We start from the raw sequence: 24069 nt of genomic DNA, 5'->3' as shown, positions 1-24069 counted from the left end.
TCAAGACTCCTTTTCTGCCATCAGACTGTCGACCAACAAACCATCTTTCATATGCATTTGACGATCCATCTTTGCAGCAAGTTCACTATCATGAGTAACAACTAGAAAAGCAATATTTGATTCTTGATTAAGTTCTCTCATCAAATCATAAATTGCTAAAGCAGTAGTGTGATCCAGATTACCTGTTGGTTCATCTGCTAAAACCAGATCAGGCTTGTTGACTAAAGCGCGAGCAATCGCAACCCGTTGCCGTTCTCCGCCAGAGAGCTCTGACGGACGATGTTCTACACGATGACTTAGCCCGACTTTTTCAAGCAGTGTTTGGGCGGTTTTCTTCGCTTCTGATGCTTTAGTACCACCAATTAGCAGTGGCATAGCCACATTTTCTAACGCAGAGAAATCTGCTAATAAATGATGAAATTGATACACAAACCCCAAGTGTTTATTGCGTAAAGCTGCTTGTTTGTTCGTATTCAATTTTGCAAGTTTATGACTTAAGAATTGAACCTCTCCTGATGTGGTATCGTCCAAGGCACCAAGAATATGTAATAACGTACTTTTTCCTGAGCCAGAAGAGCCTACTATCGATACCAATTCTCCTTTTTCAATGTCAAAACTTACCCCTTTTAACACTTCAGTATCCAATGAGCCTTCGCGGTAAGTTTTGCGAATATCTCTACATTTTAATAATTTATTCATAACGAAGTGCCTCAGCAGGTTTAACAGATGATGCTTTATAAGATGGGTAAACGGTCGCAATAAGGCTAAGTGCAATAGCTAACAAAACAACCAATGAAATTTGTAATGGGTCGATAACGATTGGTAATTGTCCACCAAAGCTGAAGAGTGCGACACCCGCGGCAGCCAATAGAGTATTCAAGTTCAACGCTAACACAACCCCTACAATGCCACCCACAATCGAACCAACCACTCCGCTACTTGCGCCCTGCACCATAAAAATGCTCATCACTTGTCGCTGTGTCATCCCTTGAGTTTTAAGGATCGCAACTTCCGATTGCTTCTCCATCACGACCATAATCAAAGCAGAAATAATATTGAATGCAGCAACCCCTACAATCAGGCCGAGCATCAACCCCATCATGTTTTTTTCCATTTTAACCGCTTGAAAAAGTTCCCCTCTCTGGTCACGCCAATCACTCCATTGCCAGTCCTCTGGTAACGATTTATCGGCAAGTTTAGTTACCATAAACGGATCAGAGAAAAACAACCGCCAACCGGATATAGTCTGCTTAGGTAAACGCATTAATTTTGCTGCATCACTGATATTAACTATCATCAGTTGACCATCAACATCTGAGCCAGTATTAAAAATACCCGACACGGTAAAGTTACGTTGGCTCGGAATACGCCCTATCGGAGTAAATTGAGATGCATTCGTGACCATTAAACGGACTTTGTCTCCAATCGATACCCTTAATTCACGAGCTAAGCTGTGTCCTAAAAGAACATGATATTCACCAGACTTTAGTGAAGATAAATGCCCCGCAATAAGGTGTTCTGTCATTGGATCATTAATTTTAGCTTCGATACCAATTAAATACCCAGCAGTTAACTGAGCTGAGCTTTGAATAATGGCCTCTCCACGAACAATTGGCTCTGGAGGTGTCGTTTCAGATAATTCTTCTATAAATGCAGGCGCACCATCACTAAGTGGGGTTTTTCCTTGATGTTGTGACACTACAGCATGAGGAAGAACGCCTAAAATTCGCTCTTTGAGTTGGGATTCAAAGCCATTCATAACAGATAAAACAGTAACGAGTGACATGACGCCAATCGTAATGCCAGCCGTGGACATGTATGAGACAAATCGACTGAACCGATCTCCTGAGCGACCACGAAGATATCTTAAACCGATAAATAGAGAAATTGGATGATACATATAAGACAAACCAACGGACTGTATACAGTGTCTAAAACGAATCCCCTATCTTACCTTACTCTGAGCACAATTAAGACAAGAGAATCCGTAAATTTGTCAATGTTAGGACATTACTGGCTCATTTTAATTTAACGTAATCGGCCAAGGAAGCAGAGAGCATTCATAGGCCGAAGCTATTATCAATAATATGCATACATGGAAGCGTGCATTTTTAACATCCCGCTTAAATTGATTTAAGTTCTACACCAGTCAAGATATAGAGCAAGCCAATATATAAACAACTAAACACAAGTTGCCTACGAGACTTGATAACTTACGCCGATTAGCGATAATCAATCCCCTGTCTTGCTATGTTTAAAAGACAAAGAAAGCTTAACCGTTGAGCGGGCAAACGAGTCGAAAGGAGTGTGCATCATGACAGACCAAGAATATTTCACGGTACACCATAATCTGACCATCAATATCGAAGTGTTACCTCAACACTTTGTCATACCTGACAACGAAAGCTTTGTGGCTGAAATTCCCACTCCCTTTATTGTCGCCAGTGAATGCAGCCATCTAGATATGATGGCGGATAACACGTCCCTAGAGCTAAAAAGCAAAGAATTCAAACATCTGATTCATTTATTAGAAACTCAGAACAAAAAGCTGAACTTGCTATTAGGCTTTATGCTTGCTCAACAAGATGATGCAAGTATTCGCTTCAAAACCACTCAATTTGGTGCCAGCCAACTCACCTACCAAACTGAGCAACCTCTGGAAGTCAATCAGTTGGTCAGAGTCAAGCTGTTCTTAGATCACCCAGCGTCAGCAATATTTTGCTATGCCCAAGTGAGCGAGGTTCAAATCCAATCAGACATGTACTTGATCACCTTAAAATACAAAATGTTACGGGATGAAGATCAAGACTTACTGATCAAAGCCGCCCTCTACCAACAACAGAAACTGCTACGCCAGCGCTCATTAGAACGAGACAGCAAATAATCATCATGACAAAAAATACAATTCTCTCTGTTACCAATCCATGTGGAAGTGGTGATAAAAAACAACTCGGCAACTTACCGGGTGCGGCTCTACCACTAGCTATCGCCGAGATGGCCAAGCAACATACCAGTCATACACTTTTAGTGGTGCCAGATCCTCAGATCGCGCTAAAACTTCTCGCAGAAATTGAACAATTTACCGACAAACCCGTGAGTTTGTTTCCTGACTGGGAAACCTTGCCCTACGATAACTTTTCACCGCATCAGGACATCACATCCGACCGTATTTCACGTTTATACCAATTACCTCATCAACGTGAAGGAATCACCATCGTTCCTGTCAGTACAGCACTGCAACGTCAATCTCCTCGCAGCTTTTTATTGCAGCACACTCTGATGGTCAAAACGGGTGACCAATGCTCACTAGACAAGCTACGCTTACAATTAGAGAACTCAGGCTACCGTCATGTCGATCAAGTATTCGGTCACGGTGAGTACGCCTGCCGTGGCTCAATTCTAGATTTATTTCCTATGGGCAGCTCCGAACCATTTCGGATTGATTTCTTTGACGACGAGATTGATACTATTCGTACTTTCGATCCAGAGAACCAACGCTCACAGGAAGACATGACGCAGATCCAATTACTGCCTGCGCACGAATTTCCAACAACCAAAGAAGCCATTGAAGAGTTCAGAACACGCTGGCGCAGTCAGTTTGAAGCCAGACGTGAGCCAGAGTCTATCTACATGCAAGTAACAAAGGGGACTTGGCCTGCAGGTATTGAATACTGGCAACCTTTGTTCTTCGACCATACCGAAACTCTGTTTGACTACCTGCCTGAAGACTCATTGCTGATTACATATGGTGATATTGAATCGTCGATTGATACGTTTCTTAACGACGTTGAATATCGCTACGATCAGAAGAAAATTGATCCACTCAGACCTTTACTTGAGCCACACAGTCTTTGGCTGAAAAAAGATGAGTTGTATCTGCAATTAAAACAACTGCCACAAACACAGTTAAGTGTTGACAGTGTGGTGCAACGTGCAGGGCGTCAAAACCTAGCAACTCAATCACTCTCAGAGTTAGGTGTACAACAACAAAATAAAGAGCCACTGGCTCGCTTAAGACAATTCAGTGAACAATATACAGGCAAAATCATCTTTTCGGTTGAGTCAGAAGGACGTCGTGAGGCACTTTCAGAGTTACTACAAGGCATTAAAATTCGCCCTGTTGCATTCGACTCATTTTACCAAGCCATAGAATCGAACGAGCGTTTTTGTCTGATCTTAGGCGCTGCAGAACACGGGTTTATTCACGATGAACTTAACTTTGCCCTAATCACTGAAAGTGACTTATTGGGCGACCGTGTCATTCAACGTCGTCGAAAAGATAAAAAGTCAGTGAATAACGATACTGTTATTCGACATCTAGCGGAGCTCAAGCCGGGCCAGCCAGTGGTGCATATCGATCACGGTATTGGACGTTATCTGGGTTTGCAAACCCTTGAAGCTGGGGGATTGAAGACTGAATATGTAACCCTGGAGTATCAAAATGAAGCAAAACTGTATGTCCCCGTTGCTTCACTCAACCTTATCAGTCGTTATTCTGGTGGCAGTGAAGAAAGCGCACCTTTACACAAACTGGGAGGAGAAACTTGGGCTAAAGCGCGCAGAAAAGCAGCTGAGAAAGTCCGTGACGTTGCAGCTGAGCTGCTTGATGTTTATGCCAAAAGGGAGCTTAAGCCTGGCTTTAAGTTCATGTTAGATCGAGGCCAGTACGCTACCTTCAAAGCTTCTTTTCCATTTGAAGAAACCGATGACCAAGCTATGGCAATTAACGCAGTGTTATCGGATATGTGCCAAGCCAAAGCGATGGACCGTCTTGTCTGTGGGGATGTCGGCTTTGGTAAAACCGAAGTAGCCATGCGCGCAGCATTCGTTGCTACCGATAACGGTAAGCAAGTGGCAGTCTTGGTCCCTACCACCCTGCTCGCTCAACAACACTTTGAGAACTTCCGTGATCGTTTTGCAAACCTACCCATTCGCGTCGAAGTTTTGTCACGCTTTAAATCAGCCAAAGAGCAGAAGACCATTCTGCAGGATGTTGCTGATGGTAAGGTGGATATTGTAGTAGGGACACACAAATTACTCTCAAGCGACATTAATTTCAAAGATCTTGGCTTACTTATCGTAGATGAAGAACACCGCTTTGGGGTTCGACAAAAAGAGAAAGTAAAAGCCATGCGTGCCAATGTTGATATTCTTACTCTAACGGCAACGCCAATTCCTCGAACTTTGAATATGGCCATGAGTGGTATGCGCGACCTCTCCATTATCGCTACACCTCCTGCGCGCCGTTTAGCGATAAAAACATTTGTTCGCCAGCGTGAAGACTCTGTGATCCGTGAGGCCGTATTACGAGAAATCATGCGCGGTGGTCAGGTTTACTTCCTCCATAACCAAGTCGAAACCATCGAGAAAGCCGCAGAAGACTTGCAAGCATTGATCCCTGAAGCTCGTGTAACGGTTGCACATGGCCAAATGCGTGAGCGTGAACTCGAGCGAATTATGAATGATTTCTATCATCAACGTTTCAACTTGCTGGTTTGCACGACCATCATCGAAACTGGTATCGATGTCCCGACCGCAAATACAATCTTAATGGATCGTGCTGATAACTTGGGGCTCGCGCAATTGCACCAACTTCGTGGTCGAGTGGGTCGTTCACATCATCAAGCATATGCTTATTTGCTGACGCCACATCCAAAAGCGATGACCAAGGATGCGATCAAACGTCTCGATGCCATTGCGTCACTTGAAGATCTAGGGGCTGGCTTCACTTTGGCGACTCACGATCTTGAAATTAGAGGTGCTGGCGAGCTGCTTGGAGACGAACAAAGTGGGCAAATTCAATCCGTTGGCTTTACGTTATACATGGAAATGCTCGAGCAAGCTGTAGAGGCATTAAAAGAAGGCAAAGAGCCCTCATTGGATGAATTGCTTCGCGAGCAAACTGAAGTCGAAATGCGGATCCCAGCATTATTACCAGATGATTATATCCCTGATGTAAACACCCGTCTTTCGATATACAAACGCCTTGCTGGCGTGACCGATAATGAAGGATTGTCCGAATTAAAGATTGAATTAATTGACCGATTTGGACTCTTACCTGATGCGGTTAAAAACTTACTCGCGATCGCTGAATTAAAGGTAACAGCCAATAATATCAAAGTGAAAAAGATCGAAGCACATGATAAAGGTGGCTTCATTGAATTTTATCCTAACGCTGATATTAACCCAACATTCTTAGTAACATTATTACAATCAAATATGCAGAAATTTGCGATGGATGGCCCAACTAAGTTAAAGTTCATTATGCCATTAGCGGACAGACGCCAGCGTATCCAGTTCGTTAAAGAGTTACTTCATGACTTTAAAAATAATTTATTACCAGCGAGCTAATATTTAAATGAGAATACTGATCCCATTACTTCTGATTTTTGCTTCCATGCCATCTTGGGCTGGACGTCAATTTGATATTGAAGTCATTATTTTTAAGCGCGCCATTAATACAAATAACTCCAATGAAGCTTGGCCAAACGAACTGCCAAGCATTGAATTAAACCAATCAGGAAGTTTAAATGATCAAAATTACCGCCAGTCCAAAGGAGTAAACTTACTGCCTCGCTCCGCTTACCGCTTAAATGCGCAAGCTACAGCTTTAAACCGTCATACAGGTTTTAAAGTTCTCAAACATGTGGCATGGCGCCAAGGTGATCAGGGGAAAGCGAATGCTCCTATCTTTCATATCATCGGTGGACGTGACTTTTCAAATTCTTACCAAGCCAATGGACAAGAAGCTAATGATTATTCGTCATCGATGAGTATCCATGATCAAGCTGATACTTCGTCACCTAAACCTTTATTCGAACTAGATGGTACATTGCAAATTTACGTTCAACATTATTTATTCGTCAACACTGTGCTTGATTTCCGTGAACCTATCACTCGTTCGGTGATTAAAGAGCGACCATTAACCTCATCAAAAGAGACGTCTTTTGGTAACAACATGGCATATCGTCAAGAAACAAATACTGACAAAAGCAAAAATATTCAAGTTGGCAACTTTAATAATGTATTGTCAAATACTGAAGAGGAAAGTTTCTTGCAAACGATCCGCATGGATCAAACTCGGCGTATGCGCAGTGGTGAGATACACTATCTGGATAACCCATTTGTGGGCATGCTTATTCAAGTGCGTAGTGTCAAATAAAAAAACCTTATAAGTCAGCGCTGCATAAGCAGCACTGACTTATAATAAATGCTTAACACAAGTAACCTCTGGTGCTGTTTTTAGTGAGGCTGAGTTTGGTTATAAACCCTAAGAAAGATATTGGATGAGCCCAGCCTTCGAGATTAGTAGCCGTCGATTAACCCTTCGACTCATCCCTCCAACGGATGCGATAATACTTAATGAATTATTTAAGGAATCACCTTCGCTGCACCAATGGTTAGATTGGTGCCACAAAGACATCTGTATTAATGAAGTTAATGACTTTTTATTAGTAACACGTGTTAACTGGGTTAAAGGTCAAGCATTTGACTTCGGAGTTTACGAGTATAAAACTCAATGTTTACTCGGCATGGTCGCGATCACAGAGCTTTATCCATGTTTCAATATGGCAAGCCTTGGCTATTGGATTGGAGATGCACATCAGAACAATGGATATGGCAAAGAAGCAATAAAGTCGCTGGCCGCATTCTGCTTCAACAAACTTAATTTAACTCGCCTCGAAATCGTGTGCGATCCAAGGAATATAGCCAGTAATGCTTTAATCAAATCAATCGGTGCTAGGAAGGAATCTCTTGCTCGTAATCGCTTTATATTTAATGGCCAACCCCGTACAGGAATCGTTTACTCGTTAATTCCGAGTGACATAACATAAAAACCACCGTTTAAGAACGATGGTTTATACGCAAGTAACATTAAAGTACTTAATTCATGATAATGTCCGATTAATGTAGCTTGAGGTTAGGCCTTAATACACGGTTAATACGACCAACCAGCATCATCAAGCCGGTCTTCAACATTCCGTGTAAAGCCATTTGATGCATGCGGTAAAGCGAAATATAAACAATTCGAGCTATGCGTCCTTCTATCATCATTGAGCCCTTTGTCAAATTCCCCATTAAACTACCAACTGTAGAAAAACGACTCAAAGACACTAGTGAACCGTGATCTTTGTAAACGTAATTTTTCAGTTCACGACCATTAAGCTTAGCCACAATATTTTTAAACGCTAGGCTGGCCATTTGGTGTGCGGCCTGTGCTCGAGGTGGAACAAACGTGCCATCTGGCTGTACACATTGCGCAAGATCGCCAATTACAAAAATGTCGTCATCACGCGTAGTTTGCAGTGTACTTTTCACCACCAACTGGTTGATTCGGTTCGTTTCTAGCCCTGCGATATCTTTCATAAAATCAGGCGCTTTAATACCAGCAGCCCACACCATGATTTGCGCTGAGATCTTTTCACCATCTTTGGTGATTAAGCCGTCTTTATCCGCTTGAGTGATCATTGTTGCCGTACGAACATGTACACCCAATTTTGTCAACTCTTGGTGCGCTGTCGCTGAAATACGAGTAGGTAATGCAGGTAAAATACGCTCACCAGCTTCAATCAAGTTTACATTCAGCTTACTTGAGTCCAAATCACCAAAGCCATAAGTACGAAGCTCTTTGACCGCATTATGCAGTTCTGCGGAAAGCTCTACTCCTGTAGCTCCTCCACCTACAATCGCAATATCAACTGTACCATGGCCATTTTTAGCATGTAACTTTAAGAACTCATTGTTCATTTCATTACGGAAACGATGAGCTTGCTCTGGACTATCAAGGAAAATACAGTTATCACGAACCCCTGGTGTATTGAAGTCATTTGAGGTTGAGCCTAAAGCCATCACTAACATATCGTAATTCAATTGGCGACTTGGGATAAGAAGTTCATTATTCTCATCTTTTAGTGCACTCAAAGTGATCATTTTTTTATCACGATCAATTGCTTCTAAGCTCCCCATTTGGAAATCAAAGTTATGATTTTTCGCATGAGCACGATAGCTAAGCGCATCAACACCTGCATCCAATGATCCTGTTGCCACTTCGTGTAATAAAGGCTTCCATAGATGGCTCGCTTTACGATCCACTAAAGTAATTTTTGCACGGCCTTTTCGACCAAGTGTGCGGCCTAGCTTAGTGGCTAATTCAAGACCACCTGCACCGCCACCTACAACGATAATACGTGTCACAATGTTATCCTCTACAAAAATAAATATATGGTTTCGGCCCGATGACTTCATTATATTAAAAGCATCCAGCTGATGAATTCTTGTTGGGTTTTGGTTAGAGGGATTCCCGTTGTTGGAAAAATAATCAACACCATCTTTTGCTGCTTTGCTTATTGTTATTTTGGTAGCATCGTGGGTGTTATTCGATGTGTAGTATTTATTTGTTTGTTTGAGATGCGAGGGACAATAAAAAGTAGCATATGAGTTTGCCACTTATTCTTATTTTTATTTTTATTTTTTTGACGCTTATCAAACTGTTTTTATTAAGTTCATTATATAGAGCAATCGTTTGATAGCAACAAAAAATCCCGATCATAAGCAGTCTTTTTGCAAGACTTTGACGGATGAAAATTAACCTGAACTTAAACCCTAATCGAACGATATACCTACAGTAATCATGCTAAAGAGCCCAAATAGACCATAAGTATTAAATATGAGACGAACACTCAAAAAAAACAGCACTTCATAAAGTGCTGCTTAAAACATTAACTGATATAAAGCAACAAACTCTTTACTGCTCCTTGAAAAGCTTAATGGATTGTAAATGATGAGAAATTTTTTTGAACTTATGGGTTTGATTATCATCCCAAATAATAGAGTAATACGATTCCAATTCTTGTGCAGAAGATGAATTATCATGAACTTCATCATACGTAGATAAAATGACTAGACAATCGTCTCTATTTTTCGTTCGGAACTGCTCGACACATTTTGTTGCAATATCTTCATACTCTTCAGGGCGATCAATTCGGTCCATCATGGTCTTTTCTGGGTGCAAATTTGGATTAAACATCACTTGTTTAATACCACACAGAAAACCTATTCGTTCAGCCCAATAGGCTCCTAAACCAACACCGCAAATCAAGGGCGCAGGATCATTTGATTGAGCGATCACTTTTGAAACTTCTTTTAATAAATGTTGCATGTCATGTTTAGGATGTAATGTGCTGTAATTGATAAAACGAACATCCTCATCAATAAATTGCAATTGCAGGACTTTTTCGTGATTTCCTGGGCTAGTGCTATCGAAACCATGCAAATAAATAATCAATGTAAACTTCCCCATAAATGAACATTTATTGTAATAAAATACCACTTTTTCTATAGGGATAAAGTTCAAAATCTCATGATTTATCCAAACAGTGACCATATAGACATAATCGCTGCTTTAGTTCATTAGCACTAACAAAGTATTGTTCACTTCTCCAAAGTCGAAAAGCAAGTAGATACCAAAGCATGGCCATCAACATTGTTCTTGGATACCAAGCTATAACCCCCTCTAACCACGGTTTTATATCAGTGATTTGACGAGCTCGACAGTATTGTCGTACACCTAATTCAAATGGAGTATTCGTCAGTGGTAATGACAAAGCGAGATCAATCCTTGGGTCTGCAACAGCAGCATATTCCCAATCAATCACTTTAATACCTGATCGATGTGATATTAAATTATATCCACCTAAATCAAAATGACATAATACTTCAGTGACAGGAAATAGAAGAGGCTCATGGCACCACTTAGAATACAATAGCTCAAACTCAGTGCCGACATACTTTCCACCAAGCTGGTGCCAATAATGTTTGACCTTAGCAACATAGGAAAAGCGGTCTAGATCGTAAACATCTGGTGATAAAGCATGAATGGAAGCCATAATTGCAATGACCTCCTCTGTATCCAATTCTGCATCACTCAACGGTGTACCATTGATCCACTCAACTAATAAACCATCCTCGTTGAGCATGATTGGCTTAGGCGCGAGTTCTGTTGACTCAAGAGCTGTGAGGACCTGGTATTCATTATTCCTAGATATAGCAAAGCTTTGACACATCTGACTCAATGGCCGCCAAACATACTCTTGATTAAGTGAATCTTTCACACGCCAACAACGATTGGTTAGGCCACCAGTCAGCATTTGTGCCGCGACTGGTGGTGTAGTGAAGAAGTCATCAAGGGATAATAAACTCGACTCTTGCCGTTTAGCTTGCTGCCAAGATAACCATGCCATGACACTTCTCCATTTTAAGTTTCAAAATTAAACAATAAATTACATACCAAACAGGCTGCTAGACTGCTCTTTACGAATTTCAGTTTCATCGGCCCACTCAATCAAACCCGTTTCTAGATCCATAAGGCGCATCGTCATTTTGTAATAAACATCTTTGTCACTGCCTGCATTCTTCACAATACTCGATAGATTTCCGTACAACATGTATTGTGCACCGACCATTTTACCAAATTGAATAGCAGAGCTTTGATTCACCAGCTCATCGTTATTTTGAAATTTCAATTGTTCACGAACAGATTCAACACGTCCCATATCAACGAAGCGGAATTTACCAGAATTTAGAAGTTTAGTTGAAATTGTATCTGTGACTGACTCTGTATCAATATGCTCACTTGTCTTATTTTTGATTCGTTCAACAAAAACGATCGGACGCTGATCGTGTGTAATTGCTGATACAGAACCTGACATCATCATACTATCGACCATTTCACCAGCAATTTTTTGTAGATCTGTTGAGCCAAATTCGATCGTTGTAGTTTCTGTTGACTGAGCATCTCCGTAAGAGATTCTATTTGAACAGCCACCCAAAACCACAGCAAGGCTTAAAAGAGCAATAATACGTTTTTTCATATGAGTTCCTTTATTTATATTTAAGCCCAAGATGTCACCACCTTGGTAAAGCAGCTTTACTGCTAAAAATGAACCAGCTCCGAGTAAATCCACACAGTGCTGATAAATCTCGATTAATCTTGAGCTCCGCGAATTTGTACACGAAACTGAGTTCCATTGGGATCAATAGTCACCTCTGAAAAAGACATGGATTCAAAGCCACGGATAATGGTTCTTCGCCAAGGTCCGGGCTTAGTATTCACCTCCAATCCATTATTGTCATACCAATAAAAACGATAAAGGATCGTTTGATCTCCTTGGTAGTTGCTACTCACTTGTACCACTCCTCTTGATCGACCATCTGTATTATCAGTGATAATATTATCCACCTGCAATCGACTGCCTAATACGTTATCATGGAAGAAGACTTGTTGAGTTTGACCATCAATACGAATACCTGATGTGTTACTTGCACATCCCACTAGCCCAAAAATCACGATCAAACTAAGCCATATTATCTTCATTACAATCTCCCTAGCTGTTTATGCCACACAGTCGAGTGCTCCCCTTGTCGAGATAGCCAAACTAATGTTGTTTGCTTTGCAGGCACTTCAAATTGATAGGTTTCACCATTTATTTGAAGACGTTGCAAACCGCTCGGGACAACAGAAGAAGCGCTAACCACTTTCGCTGGTAAACTCTGCCAGCTTCTTGTGTCTGGCTGTTCAGAGAACACATTCCATACATTAAATAAAATATTACCTACACCACTATTCTGGGTGGCTTCTTTTCGGATTCGATCTTTTGTCCAAAGTCGTGTGACTTGGCGGATAATGATACCGATTAAACGTTCATTCAAGTTTTTATGTGCCATTGCATTAACATCGACCAAGGTACTTGATAGCAATTCTTGACCATTCAACCCAACTCGTCCAAATGGAGCTTCCCTTTGGTAAGCATTAGAGTAGTAAGGTAAAGCTAAAGAATAAACGGCCCAATCATCACGACTGTCATGTATTGGTAAATCAATTCGCCAGCCTTGCAGCGCTTCCACAATACCCTGTTCATCGATAAGAATCACACGACCTTGCGATGACATTAAAGGTTTTGGTGTTTTTCCATAACGTTTCTCTAATAGTATTAAGTCTTGTTTCATCCCTAATTTTTTAGCCATTAGCATCGTGCTTTCTATTACTTGGGTATTTTCCGGCATCACAGCCAAAGCACGTCGATAATCCACATAAGCACTATTTAGGTCTCTTGCTGCTTCATACAACAGACCAGACAGATAGAAAAGATAGCCATTTTGGACTGCGCTCAAGGTTTTTCCAGCATCAGGATAATGGGCAAGAACGCTGCCAAGATTTGCCGATATACCTTGTTCACCTAACTCATTTTCAGCTCGCTTTAGCTCATCTTCTCGTGCTTTTTTAGCGGCTTCTTGAACTTGATTTGCACGACGCATTTCAACTAATGCGCCTTCCAGATCATTTTTTTGCAAGTAATTCAGACCAAGATACAAATGCAAAAAGCCCAATTCGTAATCAGCGGGGTAGTACTCATTGAGGTTATCATTAACCGCAAGTGAACCAATATAGTTGGTGGTTTCTGACAAAGATATTGTAGCGCGATCTTGCTGCTCTCGAATTGCTTGATCACTGACTTCGAGTGCCTTTAAACTGGATGGATAATTTTCAGCCAAAAAAGCAATTCTTCCTTGCTCGAAGTGACTCAGTATCTCTCCCCCATTCTCGCCGGTTTGGAGTTGCTCTGCTTCAGCATAATCACCCGCCTGTACGGCTTGATAAACTTGCTTATTTTGTGCGCTGTAATGGCTAAAAAGATTACCTACGGACATGTTCGCACAGCCTGCTGAGAATAGTACACAGCCGAGTAGCGCGAACTGCTTCACACCGTATTTCACATTTTTCTCCGTAGATATAGCGTTGGATAAAGAAAGGAGGGCCTTTCTAGTGCCCCTCCATTGGTTAATCGAAGAATTCAAGGATACCCAAGTGATTTAAGTACCTTCAACGGATGAAATTAACCAAGAACCATTGGCCCAAGAGGGCGGCCACCCACAAGATGCATATGAATGTGGTACACTTCCTGCCCACCATGTGAATTACAATTAACAATCAGGCGATAGCCGTCATCTGCGATGCCTTCTTCTTTCGCGAGTTTTTTAGCAACGGTAAACATACGTCCCATCATTGCTTCATCTTCAGCTTCAACGTCGTTGGCTGTCGCAATCAGTTTATTTGGAATGATCAGAATATGACTTGGCGCTCGTGGATTGATATCACGAAAAGCAGTAACGAGATCGTCTTGATACAACACATCAGCAGGGATCTCTCTGCGAATAATTTTACTAAAGATAGTTTCTTCAGCCATGAGGCCTCCATTTCTATTAGATTTAAAGTGCTCTTAGTATGCGCTAAGCCTGAAATGAGCTCAATAAAAAACAGTGTTCAGTTAACAATATCAATATAAAGTGCTTGGTTGAAGCTTTTTTTGTCGTGTATGTCATAAAAGTTGCGTTTAAAGCTAAATTAGAGTCCGCTAATTTTGTTATTTTTAGAATACTTTTTATTCCTAAAGACCCTGAAGTCCGTACGTCTTGAAAGTCTAAAAGCAGCCATACATAGTGACACCACTTTGAATTAAGTATCTTGAGGTCACTTGAATATATTACTTTTTGTTTTAGGTAAAGGAAGCACATCGATGCGAAATTCTGTCATTAAAAGGATGTATGGCGGGTTTGCCATTATCACTGCCCTGTTTCTGATCACCATAATGATGATGACCCAAGCCATGAATACACTTCATAGTAAGTTTGAACGGGTTTCTCAGTCTTCATTGCCACTTGTCTCTCTGTCCAATCAAACTAGTGTTGGGCTATTGTCTGCGGACAAGTCTTTTAAAGATTTTTTAACCACAGAAAACAAGCAGCGCATGGAAAACATGCGTAAAAACTTTACTCTATCTAAACAGAAATTTACTGAAACATTGGAGCAATTAGCAGTAAGCAGCAAACTATACCCTTCTCTTTCTGCCCCTCTAGATCAGCTTATCGATTTACAAGATAGTTATTTTAATGAAGCACAAGAGGCAATGAATAACTATGAGTCGATGTTTTCTTCACAAGAGCAGGTTCAACTGTCATCACGCCGATTTCAAAAGCTGAATACTGAACTCTCTCTTGGTTTGAAAGAATTGCTTGCCGATCAGTCGAGCATTTCGGTCAAAGTCATGGGGGAAAGCTATTTCAGTAAGTTAAAAGACGCTGAAGTCATTACATCGGATGCGCTGGCAAGCTCTGACCCTGAAGTTGTCACTCAAGCGGTAGCGAAAAACCGCAAAACGGTTGCTCATCTAAACTACGCCTTTCGTGGCTTGGTTACCCAGTTGCCACAGCTTGAAGCGCTTTTCGGAGGCTCAATTAAACAATTTACCCAAGATGTAGGCTTGAAAGGCGGCGTTTTGGATCAATACAGTCAATATTTAATTGCTCGCGCAGCTCTCTACGACAACATCGCAAATCAAGCAGAAAAAATTGACTCTAGCATGAACGTGTTGAGGCAATTTACCACGACAGCAACCACGAATCTCAATCAATCTTTGCTCCAAGCTGGAGAAGTTTATAATCAGGGTGTGATAAAAGCCGTTGGCATCGCTGTTTTTGTGATAGTGTTGGCCGTCATGATTGGCTATCACATTTCAAGCACTGTTCGCGTGCCATTAAAACATATTTTGAACACGTTAGAAGGACTTACCAAGGGTGATATGAAGCAACGCATCGAAGTCCGTTATAACAATGAATTCAGTGCGGTCAGTGGCCATATCAATTCTCTTGCCGATAGTCTCCAAGATGTACTGTTGCAGCTGAATGATGCCTCCGAAAAATTAGCTGAAACCACCATCGATAATGAGCAAACCTCAGCGCAAGCGCAAATTCAGTTAAACTCACAACGTGAGCAAGCGGCGGATGTCGCCACTGCTATGACACAAATGTCGCATTCCGTACAAGAAGTTGCCCAAAGTGCTCAAAATACTTTAAATATGGTCCAACAAGTTGAAACGGCTTCTGATCAGGGTCGTCATATCATGAACAGTAATATTTCGACGATTAATCAGCTTGAAAAGCGCTTAAATGAATCTGTATGTGCCGTAACAGAACTGCAAAATATGAGCAGCCAAATCGGTTCTATTCTAGACGTTATTAGAAATATTGCCGAACAAACAAATTTGCTGGCGCTAAACGCAGCGATTGAAGCCGCTCGGGCTGGCGAACAAGGTCGTGGCTTTGCAGTTGTCGCCGATGAAGTACGTGTTCTCGCATCAAAAACGACTCAGTCAACCATTGAGATTGAATCCATGATCAGCACGTTACAATCAAAATCACACTCTGCAAGTCAAGTCATTCAAAGTTGTGTGAGTGATATGGAAGTGTCAGTAGAGCAAGCATTAAGCGCCAATGGTGCAATGGAAGAATTGCAAGCTCTGATCATTGAGATCAGACAAATGAGTACTCATATTTCCCAAGCGGCAGTTGAGCAAAGTACCACGTCTGCTAACATCGCTCGTAACCTTGAAGAAATAAACAGCCTTAACAATAAAAACTACCAGGCTATGGTGAATATTACCCAAGCTAATGAGTCACTCACACAATTGGTTCAGCGACAAAATATCATAGTACACCAGTTTCAATTATAACTTATGCAATTATTTAAGCTTTATCATTAAGTGCTTTAAAAAGGTTGATGATAATGATAATCAGGGACTTTTTATCCTATTTGCCCTTGTTTTTTTTCTATGGTGTCTACATATGCTTAACATAGCTTGCTCATTTCTTCCTTCTTTTTACTGGGTAAGCAAAATAAAAAGGAAAATCTATGGCTGTTCATGTTGGTATCATCGATCAAGATCCCGTAAGACTGATTACACCACTTTTGGATAATCGCACGGTCAGCAAACATATCATCTTTATTGGAGATAAATACCAAGCCGATATGTATGAACGTTTACGAACTGTTTTAGAGCAGCGTGACATAACCACAGAATTCTTTGAGATTCCTTCTGCTGTTAACACTTCATTAATTAAAAAATCAATACATGATCTCGCACGTGATTTGCACAATCGTGGTGAGGAAGTAAAACTGAATGCAAGCTGTGGTCTACGTCATCGTCTCCTTTCTGTTTATGAAGTATTTCGAACTTACTGCTGGCCAATTTTCGTTGTAGAACCAAACAGCGATAAACTCTGCTGGTTATACCCAGATGGCCAAGAAGATACCCAAGTCGAGGATCATATTACTATCTCTGATTACCTAACAATTTTTGGTGCTCGTGGTGAATTTAATCATACTGAACTGCCCCCTCAACTTGATCATAAACTCTATCAACTCGGTGAACGTTGGGCATCCAACGCACTTGAACTTGGACCTGGTTTAGCAACCTTAAATTACTTGGCAACCACCTGTCGTAAAGAGCAAAGACTTGACGTTGAGCTATCCGAGAAACAACAAGGTTATCGTGAACTTAACATGCTACTCAGCGACTTAGTTGCTGCCCAAATTGCTACCTATGAAAAAGGAACTCTCACATTTATCAACGAGGATGCCCGCCGCTTCTCTAATGGAGAGTGGTTAGAAACCTTAGTTCATAGCACTGTAAAACAGATCCAAGATAGTATGCCAACCATTCAAGATCGTTCTTTGAATGTACAGGTATACCGCAAGCATGGTGAAAGCGAAGTTCGCAATGAGCTTGATGTCGCAACGGTCGTAAACAACAAACTCCACATTATTGAGTGTAAAACCAAAGGTATGAGAGATGATGGTGATGATACCCTTTACAAACTTGAATCTCTTAGGGACCTACTTGGGGGGCTTCAGGCTCGTGCAATGTTGGTGAGTTTCCGTCCTCTTCGCCACAATGATATTACTCGAGCAGAAGATTTAGGCTTAGCACTCATCGGGCCTGACGAGCTAAAAGATTTAAAAACACACCTTACACGATGGTTTAAAGCCGCAGGTGGATCTGACGATCTCTAATAGCTCGTCTTCCGTTTGGGTATATACTTAAGTGACCTGAATCAATATGCTTGAGTATTCAGCGCAATTTACAAAAAACCAGGCCTAGCCTGGTTTTTTATTGCTCGCGAAGAGATGAATCTTACTTGAGCTTTTTATTACAGCATTTTACGCGCGGCTTCAACTACCACTTTAATTGAGCGTGTTTCCGCTTCTTTCAAAGTTGTATGATCCGGCGTTTCTTCTTGAGTCCGGTTAATGATAACACCAGCCACACAACCGGCTTTTAAACCTGAACTTGCACACATAGTCAACAGAGTCGCAGACTCCATTTCAAAGTTCAGCACTCCCATATCTTGCCACTCTTTCATTGAGCCTTGAAAGCGCTTAACAACCCGACCAGAGAAAGTATCGTAACGCTCTTGGCCTGGGTAGAACGTATCGCTAGAAGCTGTGACACCCATGTGTACTTTTGCACCACACTCTTCAACTGCAGATTTCATCGCTGTCGCAACATCAAAATCAGCCACAGCAGGAAATTCCATTGGAGCAAAATGTAAACTTGCTCCATCAAGACGTACGGAGCCTGTCGTCACAATCATGTCACCAACATTTACGTTAGGCTGAATTGCACCTGTTGTACCTACACGTAAAAAAGTACGTACACCAAGCTGTGCGAGCTCTTCAACTGCAATAGATGTCGATGGGCCGCCGATACCTGTAGAACACACTACGACAGGTTTTCCATCCAGTTGTGCACGATATAACGTGTATTCACGATGACTGGCTAGAAAGACTGGGTTGTCCATCTCTTCCGCAATTTTTTGAACACGAGCAGGGTCACCAGGAATAATGGCTAATGTTGCGCCAGCAAGATCGGCTTCAGTAACACCTAGGTGAAAAACAGCTTGAGACATAAGTCGCTCCTTATTGTGGCCTAACGTTCGTTACGATAAGCGCATAGGTATATTGGGTACAACAGATACTCTAGCGAACCTCATCACAATATAGAGTGACAATAATCACAAATGAAAAATGTAACACATTAATTATTTCAAATAAATTATACTTATATCACAATTTTCATTATTCTACTAAGGGCATATTTAATAACCTCTGATCGTTGCTGTTTCTCACTCTACTGTTGTGGCTTAATCAATTCAGTGGCCTAATTCACACTTTTTTTAATATGCTTTGACTCAAAACGTAGCAGTCTTAATGCATTCAATGTCACCAAAGCCGTCGCACCACTGTCAGCTAAAACCGCAACCCATAAGCCCGTAATGCCCAATAGACTGGTGACCAAAAAGACACCTTTTAAGCCAAGCGCAAGCGCGACATTTTGATGAATATTGCTCAACGTTGCCCGAGAGAGCTCGATCATAGCGGGTAACTCAACCAACCGATTGTGAGTCAAGGCGGCATCGGCTGTCTCAAGTGCCACATCAGTGCCTCCCCCCATTGCAATACCGATACTGGATGCCTTCATCGCGGGTGCATCATTAATGCCATCACCAACCATCGCAACTGTGCGTGTCGTCGACATTTTCTCAACATGATGCACTTTATCGGCTGGCAGCAAACTCGCTTCGAAAGTCATGCCCATTTCTTTGGCAATCGATGCTGCACTTCGTGGATTATCTCCGGTTAACATAACGGAGTTCACACCTAACTTCTTCAACGCAGCGACAGCTTCTCGTGCATCCTTGCGTAACGTATCTTGCCAAGCAATAAGACCAATTAGCTTTTCCTCACAACGGACAATCACGACCGTTTTTCCTTGAGCTTCGATTTCAGTAATGCGCTCTTCCATTTCCGATGAAATAGAGAAAGTGATCTTAGAAGGCGCAATAACTTGTACATGCTGCTCATCAACATAGCCACTGACTCCTGAACCAACCTGTACCGTTTTCTCAGTTGCTTCAGGGATCACAATACCTTGCTGCTGCACTTTATTCACTAACGAGATTGCCAACGGGTGGCTTGAACCTACCTCTATGGCCGCCACCAAGCTCAGCAATTGAGATTCAGGCACATCAATCGGAATGATATCCGTCACTTGTGGTTTACCCTGTGTCAAGGTGCCTGTTTTATCAAAAGCAACCGACTCAACACGTCCGAGTAATTCCAGTGCTGCTCCGCCTTTGATCAATGCACCACGTTTTGCTGCTGCAGCTAAACCAGAAGTAATCGCAGCAGGCGTAGAAATCACTAACGCACAAGGACAAGCAATCAGTAACATGGCTAAACCACGGTATAACCAAGTTTCCCAAGGCTGAGCGAACAATAAAGGAGGTGTGACAATAACAAGCAATGACACCAACATCATTAATGGTGTATACCAGCGACTGAATTTATCCAGAAAACGCTCCAGTGGTGCTTTTCTTGATTCTGCTTCTTCGATTAAGTGAAGAATACGATCAATCGCGTTTTCTCCTTGGCGAGATGTGACCTCGATGCGCACCACCTTATCCACAACCACCGCACCTGCCATGATTTGCCCGCCCTCGTTATGCTCAACAGGTAATGATTCGCCAGTGAGAGCACTTTCATCGAAACTGGCCACCTGATCAAGCAACCATCCATCCGCAGGCATTCTTCCACCAGGGGCAACTTCAATGATATCGCCAGGTTTAAGCGTTGAAGCTTGTACTTCTTTACGCTGACCATCAACAATTAATGTGGTCGTTTCAGGCACTAAGTCCATCAGTGCTTGCACGCCACTCCTTGCACGAGAGGACGCATAAGCTTCCAGCTTTTCTCCGATCAGAAATAGGAGTAAAACCATCGCTGCTTCGGCCATTTCTCCAAGATATAACGCACCGAGTGCAGCCACACTCATTAAGGTTTCAATCGCGAATGGTGTACCACTTTTCGCAAGCTTAATGGCCTTTGTCGCGATGGGATATAGACCCATTAAGCAGGTCACGGTAAATAGTGTATTGCTTATCGAAGCGTGAGACTCTGAGAGAATACCTGCTATCACCATCGCAGCCGCAATCACGATGATCTGGATATTGTCTTTTATAATTTCCAGCCAACTTTTATGCGCAACTTTAGGCTTAGGAGCATTCGTTGAAGAAAGAGGAAACCCTGTTTGTTGTGAGATCTGCTCAATGACAGGGGCTAAAGCTCGGTTATCAAAGTCGACCACCAGCTTTTCTGTTGCAAATAAAACTTTGGCATTCACCACCCCTCCAATCGAAGAAATGGCTTTTTCAAGTTTTCGAGCACAAGCAGGGCAATCCATGCCTGATACTAACCAACTCTGACGTAAATTCTTCGAGACATCGCTGGGCAAATCGTCATCAGCAGACTCAGTACCACAACTGTTTGTTGAACAACATGAGCCTTCAGGTGTTATCGCCGTGGCTTTGGTGATCGTCATTGCAGGTTTTGTTGTTGAGCAGCAAGTATCCCCACTTCCTTTTTTCATGGTTGGGTTACTTTTGCTTGATTGACACCCTTGGTTTTTTGTACACATAATTCAACTTCCTTTGCTGGAGATACTTTTTGATCTTGATCCAATGGCTTGATACTCAGACTCTTCATAGTCAGATTGCTCATAACTTGATTGTTTATAGCGAGATTGTTCATAGCTTAATCACCCATAAACATACTGTTTTATGAAACATAAGGTCACAACAGGACATTTTCACAAAACTTAATTTATCCGTAATTTTTCTCAAACGAATCGCTTCAAAATAATCCAGTCTTAGCCATGATTAATTGCTATGTTGTTAATTATAAACCTTGGAGTAAGCTCCAAGGTCAAGAAGAAATGAATGGTGCTATAAGCTTCAAGATAGAAAAAAGGCGCCTGAGTCAGCGCCTTTAATATCGTTTTGAAAAAGTCGTCGTAAGCGGTCTTCGTAAACAATCTTGGATCAAAGGAGGGATAAAACTTAAACTGGGTGCTGAAAACACTCATTTAATGACTTACCTATCGCTCTTAATACGTCACGTCGAGTGATCATACCAACCAGTTTTTCTTTGTCATCTACCACAGGGTACATTTTGGGCTTACCAATTTTCATCATGTCAGCCAATTCGATAATTGACATATCTGGTGATACAGACAGTACATCATCATGCATACATTCTTCTACCGTATGGGTATCATGGCAATGGTAACTGGCTTTTACTAGTTCATCGAGCAAATCTTGTTCAGAAAGATAGCCAACGACTTTTTCATTTTCATCAATGACAGGTCCGCCAAGTGTCACGCTTTGCATCACCTTGTCTAATGCAGCAGTAAGTGACATACCTTTATTGAAAGTCACCGCTTGCAACGTCATATAATCTTTTACTTTGAGTGAGTGCATTCTTATCTCCTTAACAGCCAACTTTTCTGCTCTTAAGTTAAGTGTCGCCTAAATTCTTAATTTTACTAAATTGAAATTGGCAATTTTATTCATAGACTGTCTCTATTGAACTTTGTTTTGATTCAAACACTCACGCTATAAAGATCAAAAAAGCCAGCCTCATTCTTAGAGTAGAAATGAGGCTGGCTGAGAATTGATGAATCTTATTGTGCTAGCGATGCGACCATATCACGAGCAACAGCCTCTGCGACTTTAATGCCGTCAATACCTGCAGATAAGATGCCGCCCGCATAACCTGCCCCTTCACCTGCTGGGTAAAAACCTTTCAGGTTGAGGCTCTGATAATCTTTTCCTCGCTTAATACAAACCGGAGAAGAAGTACGAGTTTCTACTCCAGTCAGCAAGCCATCTTCCACAGAAAACCCTTTGATTTTTTTATCAAATGCGGGAATCGCTTCTCGGATCGCTTCGACTGCAAAAGCAGGCAAAGCCTTAGAAAGATCCGTCAACTTAATCCCTGGGGTGAAAGAAGGCTCAACCTCTCCCAACTGACTTGGATCTCGGCCTTTTAGGAAATCTCCGATTTTTTGCGCTGGTGCATCATAGTTTTCGCCGCCTAGTACATAAGCATTGGACTCAAGTTCGCGTTGAAAACGAATACCTGCCAACGGGTCACCCGGGTAGTCAACTTCTGGAGAGATACCGACTACGATAGCACTATTAGCATTACGCTCTGCTCGTGAATATTGACTCATTCCGTTGGTCACAACACGCCCTTCTTCAGAGGTCGCCGCAACAACAGTACCACCAGGACACATACAGAAACTGTACACCGTGCGTCCATTTTTACAGTGATGAACCAATTTATAATCTGCTGCCCCAAGGATTGGGTTGCCTGCATTAGGACCAAAACGGGCTTCATCAATCATTGATTGTTTGTGTTCAATACGAAAGCCAACAGAGAAAGGTTTCGCTTCCATATAGACACCACGTTCATGCAACATCTCAAAAGTATCACGAGCACTGTGACCGACTGCCAACACGACATGACGCGACTTAATCATCTCGCCGTTTGACAAGGTCACTCCAGTAACTTGTCCGTCTTCCATATGCAAATCATCAACACGAGTGCTAAAGCGAATTTCGCCGCCCAGTTCGATAATTTTGGCGCGCATTTTCTCAATCATAGTAACCAGCTTGAAGGTACCTATGTGTGGCTTGCTCACATAGAGGATTTCTTCTGGAGCGCCTGCCGCAACAAACTCTGTGATAACTTTACGGCCATAAAAATTAGGATCTTTGACTTGGCTGTAGAGTTTGCCGTCAGAGAAAGTTCCGGCACCACCCTCGCCAAATTGAACGTTCGATTCCGTATTCAGTGTGCGTTTACGCCAAAAGCCAAAAGTATCTTTCGTTCTCTCACGAACTTCTTTACCACGCTCAACAATAATTGGATTAAATCCCATTTGAGCTAAAACTAATCCGGCAAAAAGACCACAAGGACCAAAGCCAATTACGACAGGGCGTTCTGTTAGATTATCTGGCGCTTTAGCAACGAACTTATAATCCATGTCTGGCGTTTGACGGACATGCGGATCTTTGGCAAATCGCTCTAGCAGTGCTTGCATATCCCCTTCGACAATGACATCAAGGGTATAAATCAAATGTATTTGGGTTTTCTTACGAGCATCATAACCACGTCTAAAGACATTAAAAGAGATGACTTCCTCAGCGGTAATGCCAAGTTTTTTGGTGATCGCGGCCAATAACGCGCCTTCTTCATGATCAAGAGGCAATTTAATTTCATTAATACGTATCATATGATGTCTCGTTACTTTAGGTGTCTTAGCCAACAGCATC

General features: G+C 41.9%; 19 protein-coding genes. 6 read left to right on the top strand and 13 right to left on the bottom strand.

From position 1 onward, the window contains the following. Entirely contained in the window at positions 1 to 699 is a 699-nt protein-coding gene (gene lolD, locus VSA01S_RS04930) for a lipoprotein-releasing ABC transporter ATP-binding protein LolD (RefSeq protein WP_039979086.1), read from the bottom strand. Then, positions 692 to 1900, bottom strand: coding sequence for a lipoprotein-releasing ABC transporter permease subunit LolC (gene lolC / locus VSA01S_RS04925; protein WP_039979085.1), 1209 nt, complete (start codon positions 1898 to 1900; stop codon positions 692 to 694). The genes lolD and lolC overlap by 8 nt, the downstream gene beginning before the upstream one ends. 414 nt (positions 1901 to 2314) lie before the next feature. On the opposite strand from lolC, the gene VSA01S_RS04920 reads away from it, so the two are divergent. From VSA01S_RS04920 to VSA01S_RS04905, 4 genes are all read left to right on the top strand, one after another. Beyond that, on the top strand, positions 2315 to 2884 hold the full coding sequence (locus tag VSA01S_RS04920; RefSeq protein ID WP_039979084.1) for a PilZ domain-containing protein: 570 nt from the start codon (positions 2315 to 2317) through the stop codon (positions 2882 to 2884). Between the two features lie 5 nt (positions 2885 to 2889). Further along, positions 2890 to 6351, top strand: coding sequence for a transcription-repair coupling factor (mfd, locus tag VSA01S_RS04915; RefSeq protein WP_039979083.1), 3462 nt, complete (start codon positions 2890 to 2892; stop codon positions 6349 to 6351). 7 nt (positions 6352 to 6358) lie between these two features. Further along, positions 6359 to 7162 carry a peptidoglycan binding protein CsiV gene (locus VSA01S_RS04910; protein WP_083932198.1) on the top strand — a complete coding sequence of 268 codons (804 nt, stop codon included), beginning with the start codon at positions 6359 to 6361 and terminating at the stop codon, positions 7160 to 7162. 124 nt (positions 7163 to 7286) lie between these two features. Next, positions 7287 to 7835 carry a GNAT family N-acetyltransferase gene (locus VSA01S_RS04905; protein ID WP_039979081.1) on the top strand — a complete coding sequence of 183 codons (549 nt, stop codon included), beginning with the start codon at positions 7287 to 7289 and terminating at the stop codon, positions 7833 to 7835. A gap of 70 nt (positions 7836 to 7905) precedes the next feature. Here VSA01S_RS04905 and VSA01S_RS04900 read toward each other — a convergent pair whose 3' ends face one another. The 7 genes from VSA01S_RS04900 to hinT all read right to left on the bottom strand — a co-directional run bounded on the left by VSA01S_RS04900 (position 7906) and on the right by hinT (position 14243). Further along, positions 7906 to 9195 carry an NAD(P)/FAD-dependent oxidoreductase gene (locus VSA01S_RS04900; RefSeq protein WP_039979107.1) on the bottom strand — a complete coding sequence of 430 codons (1290 nt, stop codon included), beginning with the start codon at positions 9193 to 9195 and terminating at the stop codon, positions 7906 to 7908. Between the two features lie 550 nt (positions 9196 to 9745). Next, a complete protein-coding gene (ycfP, locus tag VSA01S_RS04895) occupies positions 9746 to 10285 on the bottom strand; it encodes an alpha/beta hydrolase YcfP (RefSeq protein ID WP_039979106.1) in 540 nt (179 codons plus the stop codon). Positions 10286 to 10358: 73 nt separating this feature from the next. Further along, a complete protein-coding gene (locus VSA01S_RS04890) occupies positions 10359 to 11240 on the bottom strand; it encodes a phosphotransferase (RefSeq protein WP_039979080.1) in 882 nt (293 codons plus the stop codon). A gap of 39 nt (positions 11241 to 11279) precedes the next feature. Further along, complete coding sequence (gene lpoB / locus VSA01S_RS04885) at positions 11280 to 11870, bottom strand: penicillin-binding protein activator LpoB (RefSeq protein ID WP_039979105.1); 591 nt, start codon at positions 11868 to 11870, stop codon at positions 11280 to 11282. A 113-nt stretch (positions 11871 to 11983) separates the two neighbouring features. Continuing rightward, complete coding sequence (locus VSA01S_RS04880) at positions 11984 to 12373, bottom strand: YcfL family putative periplasmic lipoprotein (protein WP_039979079.1); 390 nt, start codon at positions 12371 to 12373, stop codon at positions 11984 to 11986. Further along, complete coding sequence (locus tag VSA01S_RS04875; protein WP_039979078.1) at positions 12373 to 13773, bottom strand: COG3014 family protein; 1401 nt, start codon at positions 13771 to 13773, stop codon at positions 12373 to 12375. Before VSA01S_RS04875 ends, VSA01S_RS04880 begins: the two co-directional genes overlap by 1 nt. Positions 13774 to 13892: 119 nt before the next feature. Next, a complete protein-coding gene (gene hinT / locus VSA01S_RS04870; RefSeq protein ID WP_039979077.1) occupies positions 13893 to 14243 on the bottom strand; it encodes a purine nucleoside phosphoramidase in 351 nt (116 codons plus the stop codon). A gap of 330 nt (positions 14244 to 14573) precedes the next feature. Between hinT and VSA01S_RS04865 the strand changes: the two genes are divergently transcribed. Continuing rightward, on the top strand, positions 14574 to 16565 hold the full coding sequence (locus tag VSA01S_RS04865; protein ID WP_039979076.1) for a methyl-accepting chemotaxis protein: 1992 nt from the start codon (positions 14574 to 14576) through the stop codon (positions 16563 to 16565). Between the two features lie 179 nt (positions 16566 to 16744). Beyond that, positions 16745 to 17905, top strand: a complete 1161-nt coding sequence (locus VSA01S_RS04860) for a DUF1887 family protein (RefSeq protein WP_039979075.1) — start codon at positions 16745 to 16747, stop codon at positions 17903 to 17905. A gap of 137 nt (positions 17906 to 18042) precedes the next feature. On the opposite strand, the gene udp is transcribed toward VSA01S_RS04860, so the two are convergent. The 4 genes from udp to VSA01S_RS04840 form a co-directional block, all read right to left on the bottom strand. Further along, positions 18043 to 18801: a uridine phosphorylase gene (gene udp / locus VSA01S_RS04855; RefSeq protein ID WP_039979074.1), complete on the bottom strand. Its 759-nt coding sequence runs from the start codon at positions 18799 to 18801 to the stop codon at positions 18043 to 18045. A 251-nt stretch (positions 18802 to 19052) separates the two neighbouring features. Next, on the bottom strand, positions 19053 to 21368 hold the full coding sequence (locus VSA01S_RS04850) for a zinc/cadmium/mercury/lead-transporting ATPase (RefSeq protein WP_039979073.1): 2316 nt from the start codon (positions 21366 to 21368) through the stop codon (positions 19053 to 19055). Between the two features lie 421 nt (positions 21369 to 21789). Next, positions 21790 to 22209 (bottom strand): CBS domain-containing protein, encoded by a 420-nt coding sequence (locus VSA01S_RS04845; RefSeq protein ID WP_039979072.1) that lies wholly within the window; start codon positions 22207 to 22209, stop codon positions 21790 to 21792. 203 nt (positions 22210 to 22412) lie between these two features. Then, positions 22413 to 24029: an NAD(P)/FAD-dependent oxidoreductase gene (locus VSA01S_RS04840; RefSeq protein ID WP_039979071.1), complete on the bottom strand. Its 1617-nt coding sequence runs from the start codon at positions 24027 to 24029 to the stop codon at positions 22413 to 22415. Between the last annotated feature and the right edge of the window lie 40 nt (positions 24030 to 24069).

Origin of the sequence: Vibrio sagamiensis NBRC 104589 (assembly GCF_007990935.1) — a bacterium.
In the GTDB taxonomy this organism is placed as follows: domain Bacteria; phylum Pseudomonadota; class Gammaproteobacteria; order Enterobacterales; family Vibrionaceae; genus Vibrio; species Vibrio sagamiensis.
Note: the sequence above shows the minus strand (reverse complement) of the source record. Positions and strands in the feature narration are given on the sequence as shown.

Coding starts and splice junctions, on each gene's coding strand:
- VSA01S_RS04845 (WP_039979072.1), bottom strand. CDS start 22,209: ATGCACTCACTCAAAGTAAAAGATTATATGACGTTGCAAGCGGTGACT.
- VSA01S_RS04905 (WP_039979081.1), top strand. CDS start 7,287: ATGAGCCCAGCCTTCGAGATTAGTAGCCGTCGATTAACCCTTCGACTC.
- VSA01S_RS04920 (WP_039979084.1), top strand. CDS start 2,315: ATGACAGACCAAGAATATTTCACGGTACACCATAATCTGACCATCAAT.
- VSA01S_RS04880 (WP_039979079.1), bottom strand. CDS start 12,373: ATGAAGATAATATGGCTTAGTTTGATCGTGATTTTTGGGCTAGTGGGA.
- VSA01S_RS04850 (WP_039979073.1), bottom strand. CDS start 21,368: ATGTGTACAAAAAACCAAGGGTGTCAATCAAGCAAAAGTAACCCAACC.
- VSA01S_RS04890 (WP_039979080.1), bottom strand. CDS start 11,240: ATGGCATGGTTATCTTGGCAGCAAGCTAAACGGCAAGAGTCGAGTTTA.
- VSA01S_RS04865 (WP_039979076.1), top strand. CDS start 14,574: ATGCGAAATTCTGTCATTAAAAGGATGTATGGCGGGTTTGCCATTATC.
- lpoB (WP_039979105.1), bottom strand. CDS start 11,870: ATGAAAAAACGTATTATTGCTCTTTTAAGCCTTGCTGTGGTTTTGGGT.
- lolD (WP_039979086.1), bottom strand. CDS start 699: ATGAATAAATTATTAAAATGTAGAGATATTCGCAAAACTTACCGCGAA.
- hinT (WP_039979077.1), bottom strand. CDS start 14,243: ATGGCTGAAGAAACTATCTTTAGTAAAATTATTCGCAGAGAGATCCCT.
- VSA01S_RS04910 (WP_083932198.1), top strand. CDS start 6,359: ATGAGAATACTGATCCCATTACTTCTGATTTTTGCTTCCATGCCATCT.
- udp (WP_039979074.1), bottom strand. CDS start 18,801: ATGTCTCAAGCTGTTTTTCACCTAGGTGTTACTGAAGCCGATCTTGCT.
- VSA01S_RS04840 (WP_039979071.1), bottom strand. CDS start 24,029: ATGATACGTATTAATGAAATTAAATTGCCTCTTGATCATGAAGAAGGC.
- VSA01S_RS04860 (WP_039979075.1), top strand. CDS start 16,745: ATGGCTGTTCATGTTGGTATCATCGATCAAGATCCCGTAAGACTGATT.
- lolC (WP_039979085.1), bottom strand. CDS start 1,900: ATGTATCATCCAATTTCTCTATTTATCGGTTTAAGATATCTTCGTGGT.
- mfd (WP_039979083.1), top strand. CDS start 2,890: ATGACAAAAAATACAATTCTCTCTGTTACCAATCCATGTGGAAGTGGT.